Annotated in this window: 11 protein-coding genes and 1 tRNA gene; 8 read left to right on the forward strand and 4 right to left on the reverse strand. The window is 63.8% G+C overall.

The window, feature by feature from the left end; genetic code table 11:
* Positions 1-71 precede the first annotated feature (71 nt).
* The 7 genes from bcp (at position 72) to AC50X5_RS01835 (ending at position 9,092) form a co-directional block, all read left to right on the forward strand.
* A complete protein-coding gene (gene bcp, locus AC50X5_RS01805) occupies positions 72-551 on the forward strand; it encodes a thioredoxin-dependent thiol peroxidase (RefSeq protein ID WP_494974462.1) in 480 nt (159 codons plus the stop codon).
* Between the two features lie 109 nt (positions 552-660).
* Positions 661-742, forward strand: a tRNA-Leu gene (locus tag AC50X5_RS01810).
* Between the two features lie 125 nt (positions 743-867).
* Positions 868-2,544: an ABC transporter substrate-binding protein gene (locus AC50X5_RS01815; protein ID WP_494974463.1), complete on the forward strand. Its 1,677-nt coding sequence runs from the start codon at positions 868-870 to the stop codon at positions 2,542-2,544.
* An 82-nt stretch (positions 2,545-2,626) separates the two neighbouring features.
* Positions 2,627-4,129 (forward strand): malate:quinone oxidoreductase, encoded by a 1,503-nt coding sequence (locus tag AC50X5_RS01820; protein WP_494974464.1) that lies wholly within the window; start codon positions 2,627-2,629, stop codon positions 4,127-4,129.
* Between the two features lie 59 nt (positions 4,130-4,188).
* The gene (locus tag AC50X5_RS01825; RefSeq protein ID WP_494974465.1) at positions 4,189-7,389 is read left to right on the forward strand and encodes an efflux RND transporter permease subunit; all 3,201 of its coding nucleotides are present in this window, start codon (positions 4,189-4,191) and stop codon (positions 7,387-7,389) included.
* Positions 7,390-7,497: 108 nt separating this feature from the next.
* Positions 7,498-8,631 (forward strand): LLM class flavin-dependent oxidoreductase, encoded by a 1,134-nt coding sequence (locus tag AC50X5_RS01830; RefSeq protein ID WP_494974466.1) that lies wholly within the window; start codon positions 7,498-7,500, stop codon positions 8,629-8,631.
* Positions 8,631-9,092, forward strand: a complete 462-nt coding sequence (locus AC50X5_RS01835; RefSeq protein ID WP_494974467.1) for a MarR family winged helix-turn-helix transcriptional regulator — start codon at positions 8,631-8,633, stop codon at positions 9,090-9,092. The genes AC50X5_RS01830 and AC50X5_RS01835 overlap by 1 nt, the downstream gene beginning before the upstream one ends.
* Before the next feature lie 3 nt (positions 9,093-9,095).
* Here AC50X5_RS01835 and AC50X5_RS01840 read toward each other — a convergent pair whose 3' ends face one another.
* Complete coding sequence (locus AC50X5_RS01840; RefSeq protein WP_494974468.1) at positions 9,096-9,902, reverse strand: transglutaminase-like domain-containing protein; 807 nt, start codon at positions 9,900-9,902, stop codon at positions 9,096-9,098.
* 16 nt (positions 9,903-9,918) lie between these two features.
* Entirely contained in the window at positions 9,919-10,758 is an 840-nt protein-coding gene (locus tag AC50X5_RS01845; RefSeq protein ID WP_494974469.1) for a hypothetical protein, read from the reverse strand.
* Positions 10,759-10,829: 71 nt separating this feature from the next.
* Between AC50X5_RS01845 and AC50X5_RS01850 the strand changes: the two genes are divergently transcribed.
* On the forward strand, positions 10,830-11,501 hold the full coding sequence (locus tag AC50X5_RS01850; protein ID WP_494974470.1) for a DUF1684 domain-containing protein: 672 nt from the start codon (positions 10,830-10,832) through the stop codon (positions 11,499-11,501).
* A gap of 2 nt (positions 11,502-11,503) precedes the next feature.
* Here AC50X5_RS01850 and AC50X5_RS01855 read toward each other — a convergent pair whose 3' ends face one another.
* Positions 11,504-12,670, reverse strand: coding sequence for a cysteine desulfurase family protein (locus tag AC50X5_RS01855; RefSeq protein ID WP_494974471.1), 1,167 nt, complete (start codon positions 12,668-12,670; stop codon positions 11,504-11,506).
* A 5-nt stretch (positions 12,671-12,675) separates the two neighbouring features.
* Positions 12,676-13,599 carry a carboxylating nicotinate-nucleotide diphosphorylase gene (nadC, locus tag AC50X5_RS01860; RefSeq protein ID WP_494975203.1) on the reverse strand — a complete coding sequence of 308 codons (924 nt, stop codon included), beginning with the start codon at positions 13,597-13,599 and terminating at the stop codon, positions 12,676-12,678.
* Positions 13,600-13,610: the final 11 nt, after the last annotated feature.

Consider the following 13,610-nt stretch of genomic DNA (forward strand, 5'->3'; position numbering starts at 1 on the left):
GCCGAGATTCGTTTCGGTGCGGGCGATCTTACTAAGCTGAGCTGTTCAACAAGCCAACAAGGAGTACAAACTTGGTTAACAGACTCTCGCCAGGAACTGCGGCACCGGACTTCACCCTCCCTGATTCCACTGGCGCCAACGTCTCACTGCAGTCCCAGCCCGGCGAAACAGGCCGCAGCACCGTGCTGTACTTCTACCCCGCGGCGTCTACGCCGGGATGCACCAAGCAGGCATGCGACTTCCGCGACTCCCTGGCATCCCTGCAGGCCGCCGGCTATAACGTCCTGGGAATATCGCCGGATCCGGTGCCTAAACTGGCCAATTTCGCCGATAAAGAGGGCCTGACCTTTCCACTCCTCTCCGACGCCGACCATGCGGTGGCGGAAGCCTACGGAGCATGGGGTGAGAAGAAGAACTATGGAAAGACCTACCAGGGACTCATCCGTTCCACGTTCGTCATTGACCCGGACGGCCAAATCGTCCTGGCGCAGTACAACGTGCGCGCCACAGGCCACGTTGCCAAGCTCCGGCGGGACTTGAAGCTGGACTGACTCCTTTCACGGATACCGCCCAGTGGACACAGCGATCAGTGGACACAGCGACAGGTACAATGAATGCTGGCATCAGCGCCCGGGCCTTCATGGCCTCGGAGCGGTGCAGGCGCGAGTGGTGAAATTGGCAGACACGCAGGATTTAGGTTCCTGTGCCTTCGGGCGTGGGGGTTCAAGTCCCCCCTTGCGCACTTCCACACCCCCGGTCCGGCGGGCCGGGGGTGTTCCTTTTCGCAGGAAAATCAGCCGGGCTGTCAATTAGACTGTTCCGAGTCCGCAGTCAGTGGCGCCGGCCAGCAGCCAGAGGTGAAAACGAGTGCCCAGCAGTCCTTCCCGACGAGCAGTCATTGCTTCCGGCACCGCGTTGCTGGCCTTGGCAGTCACATCCTGCACCGGAAATCCCGCACCATCACCATCCACGTCCACGTCCACAGGCAGTCCCAGCACCCCCGTAGAGCCCCAGGCACTTTTTACCTTCGGTACCGCCTCAGGGCCCCTGGGCCTGGACCCGGCCCTGAACAGCGACCTCGAGTCCTACCGCGTGTCCCGGCAAATCCTCGAGGGACTGGTGGGCGTAGACCAGACCACCGGCAATCCCACCCCGCTGCTCGCCACGGAGTGGGAAGAATCGGATGGCGGCCGTGCCTACACCTTCACGCTGCGGGACGGTGTCACCTTCCATGACGGAACCCCCTTTAACGCCGACGCTGTGTGCGTCAATTTCAACCGCTGGTTCAATTTCCCTGAGGAACTTCGCTCCCAGACACCTGGTAGTTCCTTCAAGAGCGTCTTCAAGGCCCATGCCGACCAGCCGGAGCTCTCAATCTTCAAGTCCTGCACAGCGGTGGCGGCGAACATCGTCCGGATCGAGCTCACCCAACGCTTCACGGGCTTCCTGCAGGCCCTGACCCTGCCCGCCTTCGCCATCTCCTCCCCCGCCGCGCTCGAAGCAGGCCGGGCCGATGTCCTTGATCAAATGCGCGCAGGCCAGCCCCTTTCCGTATACGCATCGAAGCCGATCGGGACCGGCCCCTTTACGCTGTCCACATGGGATGACACCGGGATAACCCTTCTCAGCAACCCCGGGTACTGGGCGGACAGGGGCGAAATCGGGACCATCCGCTTTGTCACATACGACCATCCCGAGACCCGGCTGCAAGCCCTGCTGGACGGAAGGATTGACGGTTTTGACGGCGTCACCGTAGGGAACTTCGACCAATTGATCAGGCGCGGCATGCAGATAGTCCAGCGCGATCCCTTCTCCGTCATGTACTTGGGGTTGAACCAGGAAGTGCCGCTGCTGAAGGACATTAAGATCCGCCAGGCCGTGGAAATGGCAATCGACAAGGAAACCCTCATCCGGGAGTTCTTCATCGACAACACCGCCCCGGCCACGCAGTTCGTGCCGCCCAAGATCAGCGGCTTCAACAACAACGCGCCTTCGCTGGGCTATAACCCGGAGGACGCGCGCAAACTGCTGGCTGAGGCCGGTTACAAGGGCGAAGAGCTTAAGTTCTACTACCCCCTCAACGCCACCCGCACCTACCTTCCCACCCCGGAAAAGGTGTACGCGGAGCTGAGCCGCCAACTGACCGCCGTCGGGTTCAATATCAAACCGGTGCCGGTCGACTGGGCGGACGGTTATCTCCAGAAAATCACCACACCGGGCGATCACGCGTTGCACCTGTTGGGCTGGAACGGATCCTATTCGGACGCTGACAATTTTGTTGGCCCGCTGTTTGGTTCAAAGACCGGTGAATTCGGCTTCCAGGACCCGCAGGTGATTGCCAAGATCAACCGGGCCCGCGGGCTTCCGGAGAGCGACGAGCGGGATGAGCTTTATCACACCATCAATAAGGAAGTCGCTGCCGCCATCCCGGCCGTCCCCATTGCCTTCCCCATCTCCGCTCTGGCATTGTCCGACCGGGTGCTCCAATACCCCGCTTCGCCGGTGCTGAATGAAGTTTTCACAATGGTTCGCCTGAAGCCTTGACGGAGCTGACCAATTTCAGTATGTAGGCGTGGCGGGGATATTCTGTGACAGCCAGAGCCGCCGCCGCTATCGGAGACTGATTGTGACTTTCATATCCAAAACCAAACGCACCGACGTCGTCCTGATCGGCGGCGGAATCATGAGTGCCACCCTCGGTGCGTTTATTAAGCAGCTTGAGCCGGACTGGAACATTTCCCTCTTCGAAAAGCTGGACCAGGCCGGACTGGAGAGCTCGGATCCCTGGAACAACGCAGGTACCGGCCACGCGGCTCTCTGTGAACTGAATTACTCCCCCGCAGCCAAAGACGGCTCGGTGGACCCCACCAAGGCGCTGCTCATCAACGAACAGTTCCAGCTCTCCCGCCAGTTCTGGTCACACCTGGTGAAGAACTCCCTGATCGGCTCCCCCAAAGGCTTTATCAACACCGTTCCGCACATGAGCTTCGTCATCGGCAACGAGCACAGCGCGTTCCTGAAGCGGCGCTATGAAGCCTTGAAGCCGCACACGCTGTTCCGCAGCATGGAGTACTCCGAGGAACAGGGCCAGATCGGGAAATGGGCTCCGCTGATCGTCAAGGGCCGCGACCCCAAGCAGAGCGTGGCCGCCACGTATGCTCCGGAAGGCACCGACGTCGACTTCGGGGCGTTGACCCGCGAACTCACCGGATACCTCGGCGCCAACGGTGTTGAGGTCAACTACGGACACACGGTCACCGGGATCCGCAAGGCCTCCGACGGCGGCTGGGACCTGTCATTGAAGCACCCCGCTTCCGGCGAACGCGGCTCCATTCATGCCAAGTTTGTTTTTGTCGGCGCCGGCGGCGGAGCCCTCCACCTCCTGCAGGCTTCCGGGATTCCGGAGGGCAAGGGCTTCGGCGGGTTCCCGGTTTCCGGCCAGTTCTTCCGCTGCACGGATGAGTCGCTTGCCGCCCAGCACAGCGCCAAGGTTTACGGCCAGGCCTCTGTTGGTGCGCCGCCCATGTCCGTTCCGCACCTGGACACCCGCTATGTGAAGGGTAAGCGGTCACTCCTGTTCGGCCCCTACGCGGGATTCTCCACCAACTTCCTCAAGCGCGGCTCCTACCTTGACCTCCCGTTGTCCATCCGTCCGCACAACATCATCCCCATGCTGGCGGTGGGCAAAGACAACATGGACCTCACCACTTACCTCATCAAGGAGGTGGCGAAGAGCCATTCGGACAAAGTGGAGTCCCTCCGCGAGTACTACCCGGAGGCCAAGGAAACGGACTGGGAGCTCATCACCGCCGGCCAGCGGGTCCAGATCATCAAGAAGGATCCCAAAAAGGGCGGTGTGCTGCAGTTCGGCACCGAGGTCATCGCTGGCCGGGACGGCAGCATCGGCGCACTGCTGGGCGCCTCCCCCGGAGCATCCACGGCTGTTCCCATCATGATAGAGCTGCTGCAAAAGTCCTTCCCCAAGAACTTCAAGGGCTGGCAGGGCAAGCTGAAGGACATGATGCCCGGCTACGGGGTGAAGCTCGATGAAAACCCTGAGCTCGCCGCGAAGATTGAGAAGTACACTGCTGACACCCTCGAGCTGGAAAGCATTTCAACGGCCCGCTGATCCGCCGGCCGCCCGGCGGGGTCCATTTCCACGCATCGCAAAACCACAGGAGTCGCGGGATGTTCCGCCTGGCACAACTTTCACTGGCCAACCGGGCACTGATCGCGCTGGTTACTGTTTTCGCGTCGGTTTTCGGCGTGATCACCATGTCATCGTTGAAACAGGAACTCATCCCTTCCATCGAGTTCCCGCAGGTGACCGTGTTGTCCTCTATGCCCGGCGCATCGCCCGAAGTGGTGGATAAACAGGTCAGCACCCCGCTGGAGACGGCGCTTAACAGCGTTGAGGGGCTCGAATCGACGTCGTCAACTTCGAGGAGCGGTGTCTCCCAGGTCAGCCTCGTCTTCCGGTACGGGACCAACCTGGACCGCGCCCGCAACCAGATCGACCGCGCCATCTCCAATGCCAAACGGATCCTGCCCGGGGACGTGGAACCGCAGGCAGTAGCCGGCAGCATCAGCGACTTCCCCATTGTGTTCCTGGCCGTCTCCTCGGACAAGCCGCTCAGCGAGCTAAACGCTGACCTGCAGCGGTTGAGCGTTCCCCGCCTCCAGAAGCTCGACGGCGTCCGCAGCGCCGATGTAACGGGCGGGGCCACCCAACACGTGGAGATCCTTCCCCGCGCCGACGCCATGGCGGCCCGCGGTGCCACCCTGAGCGCCATCAACGATGCCCTGGCGAACAACGGCGATCTGATTCCTGCCGGCACCATTGAGGACCAGGGCAGGACGCTCTCCTTGCAGATCGGCAGCCCGGTCGATTCGCTCGAGGCAATCCAGGCCCTGCCGCTGGCCGGCACCAACCAGCCCACCACCATCGGTTCCGTTGCCGACACCGCCGTCAAGGACGATGAACGCACCTCGATTACCCGCACGAACGGCGAAGAAACGCTCGCTGTGTCAGTGACCAAAAAGCCAGACGGCGACACCGTAGGAATCTCGCATGCTGTCAACGGCATCCTGCCGGAGCTGGAGGCCGAGCTCGGTTCCAATGCCAGGTTCACCGCCGTGTTCGACCAGGCGCCGTTCATTGAGAAGTCCATCAAGGACCTCACCACCGAAGGGCTGCTGGGGCTGGGCTTCGCCGTGGCCGTCATCCTGGTTTTCCTGATGTCCGCGCGCTCCACGCTGGTTACGGCGGTTTCCATCCCGCTGTCCCTGCTCATCACTTTCATCGGCCTGGCCGCTACCGGCTACTCACTGAACATCCTCACCCTCGGAGCCCTGACCATTGCCATCGGACGGGTGGTGGACGACTCAATCGTGGTGATTGAGAACATCAAGCGGCACCTGAACTACGGCGAGGACAAAGTCCCGGCGATCCTGACGGCAATCCGCGAGGTGGCGGGCGCCATCACTGCGTCCACCCTGACAACCGTGGCCGTTTTCCTTCCTATTGCCTTCGTGGGCGAGCTGTCTGGTGAGCTGTTCCGGCCTTTCGCCCTGACCGTAACCATGGCACTGCTGGCCTCGCTCCTGGTCTCACTCACGATCGTGCCGGTGCTGGCCTACTGGTTTCTGAAGACACCTGCGCAGACAGGGCTTTCGGCGGCTGAAGTCCGTGAGGCGGCCGCTGAGGCGCGCCGGCGGGCGGAGGCCGCAGAGGAGAAGAGCTTCCTTCAACGCGGCTACCTTCCCATCCTCGCCAAGACGCAGAAGCATCCTGTCTGGACGCTGGTGGCGGCCGGCCTGGTACTGGGTGCCACCGCTGCCATGACGCCGCTGCTGCCTACCGATCTCTTGGGCCAGTCCGGCCAGAACAGCCTCACCGTCCGCCAGGTGCTTCCTGGCGGTACCAGTTTGGCCGACACCAATGCCCAGGCGATCCGGGTGGAGGAGGTACTGCGCGGGATCGACGGTGTAGAAACCGTACAAGTGACCTCCGGCAATGCGCAGACGGGCTTTGCCGCTCTCACGTCGACTGGAGCGTCCAACTCCACGTTCACGATAGTCACTGACGAGCAAGCTGATCAGGCGGAGCTTCAGGACACGGTGTGGAATCAGCTGACCGCGCTGTCCGGGGCCGGCAAGATCACCGTGGGCACCCAGCAGGGTGGCTTCGGCGCCTCCAACACAGTCGACATCACGCTCAAGGCTGCCACGTCCGCGGACCTGCAGCAGGCCAGTGACGCAATGGTCAGCGCCATGACCGGGGTGCCCGGAACCACCGAGGTGGCCAGCAACCTGGCGGCAAGCCAGGACGTGGTGCAGGTCCGGATCGACCGGGCCAAAGCCACTGCGGCAGGGCTGAACGAGGAACAGGTAGCCGGGATACTGGCTTCCACCATCAGCCCGCTTCCGGCAGGAACCGTCCGTTTTAATACCACCGATTTCCCGGTGCGCATTGGCCGGGGCACTGACTTCACCAGCATCGACGGGGTCCGCAACCTGCCGCTGCCCGGCGGGGCAGGGACTCTCGCTTCCATCGCCGCAGTGGAGCAGGTGGCGGTGCCCGTCTCCGTTACCTCCACCAATGGCCAGCGCACCGCCAAAGTGTCGTTGACGCCGTCGGGCTCCAATCTTGGCGCCGTGAGTGCCGCCGTCCAGGAACGCCTTGACGGCGTCAGGCTCCCCGCGGGAATGACCGCGGAAATCGGCGGCGCCACCACCGCGCAGGCGGAGTCTTTCCAGCAACTGGGGCTCGCGTTGCTGGCAGCTATCGCCATTGTCTACGTGATTATGGTGGCGACGTTCAAATCGCTGATCCAGCCGCTCATCCTGCTTGTTTCCGTTCCGTTTGCAGCCACCGGCGCCGTGGCGATGCTTCTGATCAGCGGAGTCCCGCTGGGCTTGCCGTCCCTGATCGGCATGTTGATGCTGGTGGGGATCGTGGTGACTAATGCGATCGTCCTGATCGACCTGATCAACCAGTATCGCTTGCCCCATGAAGGCCGCGCCGCCATGAACGTCGCCGAGGCGATCCGCCACGGTGCGCGCCAGCGGCTTCGGCCTATCCTCATGACAGCCCTGGCAACGGTGTTTGCACTGACGCCAATGGCCTTGGGGCTGACAGGCGGCGGCGGCTTCATCTCCCAACCACTGGCCGTCGTCGTCATCGGTGGGTTGGTTTCCTCCACTGCCCTGACCCTGGTGCTGGTGCCCGTGCTGTACCGGCTGGTGGAGGGCCGAAGGGAACGCCGTGAGCTCCTGGCCGACCTGCAGCAGGTACCGTCCACCAACGGTTCACGGGATAGCCCTGAATCCGCGGACTGGACCACCGGCATGATTCCCAAGACCACCGGCCGCCGCGCCCAGCACTGACAGGGGGAATATCTTCCGTCCCGGAGCTTACACCGGGCAATAGATGCAAATGCATCTATATTGGTGTAGAGTGGAAGCAAGCCACAGCCACATAACGGGAGGCAAATCATGCAAATCGGCGTATTCAGTGTCAGCGACATCACCACGGACCCCACCACGGGCCGCATCCCCACAGAGAACGAACGCATCAAGGCCTCCGTGGCAATCGCCAAAAAAGTCGAAGAGATCGGCATGGATGTCTACGCCATCGGTGAGCACCACAATCGGCCGTTCTTCTCCTCCTCACCCACCACAACCCTTGCCTACATTGCCGCCCAGACCGAGCGCATCACCCTCTCCACGGCCACCACGCTGATCACCACCAATGATCCTGTGAAGATTGCCGAGGACTTCGCCATGCTGCAGCACCTGGCTGACGGCCGGGTTGACCTGGTCCTGGGACGCGGCAACACCGCCCCCGTCTACCCCTGGTTCGGCAAGAACATCCAGGACGGTATCGAACTGGCTATCGAAAACTACAGCCTGCTCCGCCGCCTCTGGGACGAAGACACCGTCAGCTGGTCCGGCAAGTTCCGCACCCCGCTGCAGAACTTCACCTCCACGCCCCGGCCGTTGGACGGCGTCGCCCCCTTTGTGTGGCACGGCTCCATCCGGACGCCACAGATCGCCGAAGTGGCTGCCTACTACGGGGACGGCTTCTTCGCTAACAACATCTTCTGGCCCAAGGAGCACTACCAGCAGCTGATCGGCCTTTACCGCGAGCGCTATGAGCACTACGGCCACGGCAAGGCAGACCAGGCGATTGTAGGCCTGGGCGGCCAGTTCTTCATGCGCAGGAACTCCCAGGACGCCGTCAAGGAGTTCCGGCCCTACTTCGACAACGCGCCGGTGTATGGCCACGGACCGTCGTTGGAGGATTTCACCTCGCAGACGCCGCTGACCGTCGGAAGCCCGCAGGAAGTCATTGAAAAGACCCTTACCTTCCGCGAGTTCTTCGGTGACTACCAGCGCCAGCTGTTCCTGATTGACCATGCCGGACTTCCGCTGAAGACGGTGCTGGAGCAACTGGACCTGTTTGGCGAGGAAGTGCTGCCCGTCCTCCGCAAGGAATACGCCGCAAAGAAGCCGGCACATGTGCCGGACCCGCCGACCCATGCCGGACGCGTAGCTGCGCTGCTGGCGCGCCAGGACCAGGCACAGGAAACTGCACCCGCAACCCAGGCAGCCGGAACGGATTCCTAGTGGGTACCGGACCTCAGGAATCGGCTACCCGGCTGGCTGCCGAGACATGGGAATCGCTGTTCCGGGCCCAGGTGGCGGTCATGCGCCAACTGCAGGCCGGGGCGGCTTTCAAGACCATCCCGGTGAACGAATACGACGTGCTGTTCACGCTCTCGCAGTGTCCGTCCGGCTGGCTTCGGCTCAATGAGCTCAACCACCACGTCCTGCTGAGCCAGTCCAGTCTCAGCAGGATGGTGGAGCGGCTGGAGAAGCGCGGGCTGGTAGAGCGGACCACCGCCCCCGAAGACGGCCGCGGTGTCCTCCTGTCGCTGACCGAGGCCGGCAGGGCGTTGCAGAGGGAAGTCGGCCTCAGCCACGTGCGGGACATTGCGGGAATCGTGAAACCTGCCCTGACTACGGCGGAGCAGCGCGAGCTCAAACGCCTGACGGACAAGCTGCGGGACTCCATCAAGACCCGCTAGGTATCAGCCCAGTACCTCCAGGCGGGAGTAGTCCTCCACGGGCAGGTCGCCGTTGACCACCGCTGTCACCTGCATCTTCTTCAGGGTGAGCCGCCCGCCCACCGTGGAGAGGAAGGCGGTGTCAGCGGCGTCACGGCCAACTGAGATCCGGACCATGGACGCACGGGGAGCAAGGCCGGTTGGGTCGATGACGTGCCATTGCCCGTCCACATGGGCCTCGGCGACGGCGTGGAAGTCCATGGGCGTCAGCCCCGGGGCGTATACAGCGGTCAGCCTGGCCGGAACGTCCCGTGCCCGCAGCAGGGCGATAGCCAGGTGCGCGAAGTCACGGCACACGCCCCGGCGGTGCAGCAGGGTTTCCACTGCGCCGTCCGTCACGCGTGATGAACCGCTGACATACGCCAGTTCGTTCGCCACCCAGTCACGGACGCCCAGGATGAGGTCCTTGCCCGTGAGGGCGCCGAGTTCGGCGTAGGCGGTAGGCAGAATCCGGTCCGACTCCGCATACCGGCTGGGCCGGACGTAGCGGATGAGGTCCACCGCCATAACCTCCGCTGGCATTGCCTGACCGGCAAGAGTTGCTGAGTAGTCAACGGTCACCTCAGCTGGTTCCGCTATCTCGAGATAATGGATTCTGCCACCATGGTCATCCGTAATCTCCTGGACCGGCACCTCTGTTTCATTCGCCCTGACTGTAAGCACTTCCGAGAACGAGGTATAGCCCGGGTTGCGCGCAGCAGCGACTGCCAGCGCAATTTTCGTGTCTGCGATGGTGCTGAAAACAAGGCTTGTTGAAACAGAGCGTTCCATGAATCTCCGAAGGGGGCTAGGTGTTGATCACCAGCGACATTAGCATCCGCTGCACGTTGGCAAATTCGCTCCCCTGGCTGACGTACTTTTCGGCCTGGTCCAAGGTGTCGAACGCCTTGGCGGGAGCTACCTTTTCATCCGGGGCAAAGGCCTTGAAGGTGTCCATGTCGCCGAAGGAGTAATTGCCCGTGCCCGCCGGGCCACTGACCACGTTTACCAGGGTGCAGGCGCTTCCGTCCGCTCCGCCGGCCATGTTGGTTATCCCGTACGAGCCGAAGTACCGGTACCCCTGGATGACCCGGAACACCACCCGCGGGTCGATGGCTGCCGCATCGCTGGACGGGAGTTCCACCGGGTCGCTGCTGAGCACAATGTAGGGTTTCCGTTCCGGGTCCGGGCATTCCGGAGCAGGAGTTTCCGGCAGGCCGGTTTTCAAGGTGGCCAGTACCGTACCGTCCGCTGTCTTGACCTCCACCTTCAAAGCACCAGGAAGCGCACCGGCATCCGGCGGCACCGACTGCGCGATCCAGTCAGCCGGCAGATCGAAGCTCACCTTCCGCCCGGGATCGGTATATGTCTTCCATGCCGCTGCCGTAGGAGTGTCAGAGGTTCCGGTACTTGCCGAAGGGCCGGGTGTCTCCGTCGTGCCCGTTGGCCCTTCAGAAGCCGACGACGGCGGCTGGCTTGAGGCGGTGCCGGTGGCATCGGGCTGCGCGGTCCACGAAGGCTGCCCGCCGCCGTCGTTACTGCATCCTGAAAGAAGTACGAGGACGGCGACGGCGGCAAGTGCGGCAGCCGATCGCGTGGCAGGTGCCCTCCGGCAGGTGGCCGAGCTGGTGGATATTGTCCAGTTCATGGATTCAGCCTAATCGCGCCGGCCCGCCCGCCGGGGACATTCTTTGGTCATTCCGGCGCTAGGGTGGGAGCATGACGGAAGAGCACGGCGTCGCAGTCGACGAGACAGTTCCGGGTATGTCTGCCCTGGATATTGCCGACTGGCGGCTGCGGACCTTTGCCCTGTACGACAGAGTGCGCACGCTGGCTGCCGCGGATCCCGCAGAAGCGCACAGCTACTGGCGGCACGAACGCGACCGCATGTTCGCCACCCACCCGGCCTCGGCACTGTCGGCCAAGGACAAGACCGAGTTTTCCGGCCTCAGGACCGCCCACTACGATCCCATCTACCGGTTCCATGTGCCGCTGACGCTGGAAGGCGCCGGGCGGGAGATGACCGTGGAGACAGGAACAGACGGTGCTGTTCCTTTCGTCCGGTTGGGCACCTTCGATCTCCCGGAGATGGGCCAGCTGGCCGTCTGGAAGGTCCGGGGCTACGGCGGCGGGATCTTTGTCCCGTTCCGTGACGCCACTGCGGGCCAGGCGGGCGGCAGCTACGGCGGGGGCAGGTACCTCATCGACACCATCAAGGGCGCCTTCCACGGCGTCCGCGGTTCAGGGCCGGACGCCAGCTTCGTGCTGGACTTCAATTTCGCCTACAACCCGTCCTGTGCGTACAACGAAGCGTGGGCGTGCCCGTTGCCGGGCCCTGCGAACCGGCTGGCAGTCGAAATCCCCGCCGGCGAGCTGGTGGCTACAGCCTGACGTCAGGTAGGGACACCCAGTCCCCGGACACGTCCGACGGCGGCAACTACCGCATGTGCCGCCGTCGAAAGTTCCGCAGTTGTTGTGGTGGCATCGAAGCTGAAACGCACGGCTGTCTGCGCCACCTCACGGCTGATACCCATGGCAAGCAGGACCGGCGACGGTGCATCGGAACCCGCGGCGCAGGCGGAACCGCTGGAACACACCACCCCGGCGCGTTCCAGTTCCAGCAGCAGGGACTCGCCGCTGGTGCCCGGGAAACAGAATGAGGCAAGTCCGGGCAGGCGGCTGACGGGGTGGCCGGTGGGCAGGGCTTCCGGCAGGCCGGCCTGCACCTGGGCAATAAAACCATCCCGCCGTTCCGCGAGTCCGGCCGCTTTGGCTGCGATGTCCACGCCGGTACCGGCCAGGCTCAGCGCCGCGGCAACGCCCACCGCCCCGGCAACATTCTCTGTGCCCGAGCGCCGGCCGCGTTCCTGGCCGCCGCCGTGGATCAGCGGCTCCAGGCCCAGCCGGCCGCGGACAAACAGTACGCCGCAGCCTTTGGGCGCACCCAGCTTGTGACCGGACAGGCTCAAGGCATCAACACCCAGGCCCTTGACGTCGAGGGGGACCGAGCCCGCTGCCTGCACAGCATCGCTGTGGAACGGAACCCCGTGCCCGCGTGCGATGCCGGCGAGCTCCCGGATGGGCTGGACACTGCCCACCTCGTTGTTGGCGTACATAATGCTCACCAGCGCCGTCTCCGGCCGGAGAACCCGTTCCAGGGCTTCGACAGTCACCAGGCCGTGCCGGTCCACACCTACCACGTCCACGTGGAAACCGTGGAACCTCTCCAGGAAGCGGGCGGATTCCTCCACGGCGGGATGTTCCACCGCGCTGATGACCACCCTGTCCAGGGTGGGATCGGCAGCCTGCCTGGCCAGCGCGATGCCCTTGACGGCCAGGTTGTCCGCCTCCGTCCCGCCGGAGGTGAACGTAATCTCGCTGCTCCGGCAGCCCAGGAAGTCTGCCGTGGTTTTCCGGGCCTCTCCGAGCGCGGCGGCCGCAGCCTCGCCCAGTGTGTGATGGCTGGATGGATTGCCGAACTCGCCGGTCAGGTACGGCCACATGGCCTCAATCACCTCGCGGCGGACGGGGGTGGTGGCAGCGGCGTCCAGGAAAATCACGGCGCTCAGTCCCCCGTGCCGGCAATTGCCCCTGCGACTGCCACCATCGGTTCGGCGGCGTCGACAACAAGCTCCACGTCCAGCCCCAGGTCCAGCGCGGCCACACTATGGGTCAGGGCGCCGATCGAGATGACGTCGACGCCGGTTGCGGCGATAGCCGCCACAGTCTCCAGGCTTACGTTCCCGCTGGCTTCCACTACTGCACGGCCGGCCACCTGCTGCACACCCGCCCGGAGCGCAGTCAGGGAGAAGTTGTCCAGCATGATGGTGTCCACGCCGGCGGCAAGCACGGGTTCGATCTGTTCCGCGCTATCGACCTCCACTTCGAAGTGCGTGGTGTGGCCCAACTGCGCCTTTGCGGCAGCCAGGAGCGCGGTAAGTCTGGCGGAATCCCCGCCGGTCATCACTGCCAGGTGGTTGTCTTTGGCCAGGACGGCGTCGGACAGGCTGTAGCGGTGGTTCGCTCCCCCGCCGCATCGCACCGCATACCGTTCCAGCACGCGCAGCCCGGGCGTGGTCTTGCGGGTATCGGTGATACGGGAGGCAGTGCCTTCCACGAGCCTGACGAATTCAGCGGTCCTGGTGGCAATGGCACTCATCCGCTGGACCAGGTTCAACGCCACGCGCTCGGCCAGGAGCACCGAGCGGGCGTTGCCGCTGACCCTGGCGAGGTGCGTCCCGGCGTCGAACGTGGCTCCGTCGGGCACCAGGAGGTCCACGACGGTGTGCGGATCGATCAGTTCCATGGCGTCCCGGAAGACGGTCCCGCCGCTGAAGACGCCGGGCACCCGGGCGTTGAGCACCGCACTGGCCTTCGCGTCGGCAGGGATCAGCAGCTGCGAGGTGATGTCTCCGCTGGGCGCATCCTCTGCGAAGGCGCGTTCCAGGATTTCGCGGACGGGTGCCGCGGGGAGGGTCAGTCTGGTCATCGGGTTGGTCA

Source organism: Pseudarthrobacter sp. MDT1-40-2, assembly GCF_059383595.1.

Excerpts from the sequence above, each read along its gene's own strand:
- AC50X5_RS01850 (WP_494974470.1), top strand. The coding sequence starts at position 10,830 with ATGACGGAAGAGCACGGCGTCGCAGTCGACGAGACAGTTCCGGGTATG.
- AC50X5_RS01840 (WP_494974468.1), bottom strand. The coding sequence starts at position 9,902 with ATGGAACGCTCTGTTTCAACAAGCCTTGTTTTCAGCACCATCGCAGAC.
- nadC (WP_494975203.1), bottom strand. The coding sequence starts at position 13,599 with ATGACCAGACTGACCCTCCCCGCGGCACCCGTCCGCGAAATCCTGGAA.
- AC50X5_RS01830 (WP_494974466.1), top strand. The coding sequence starts at position 7,498 with ATGCAAATCGGCGTATTCAGTGTCAGCGACATCACCACGGACCCCACC.
- AC50X5_RS01845 (WP_494974469.1), bottom strand. The coding sequence starts at position 10,758 with ATGAACTGGACAATATCCACCAGCTCGGCCACCTGCCGGAGGGCACCT.
- AC50X5_RS01825 (WP_494974465.1), top strand. The coding sequence starts at position 4,189 with ATGTTCCGCCTGGCACAACTTTCACTGGCCAACCGGGCACTGATCGCG.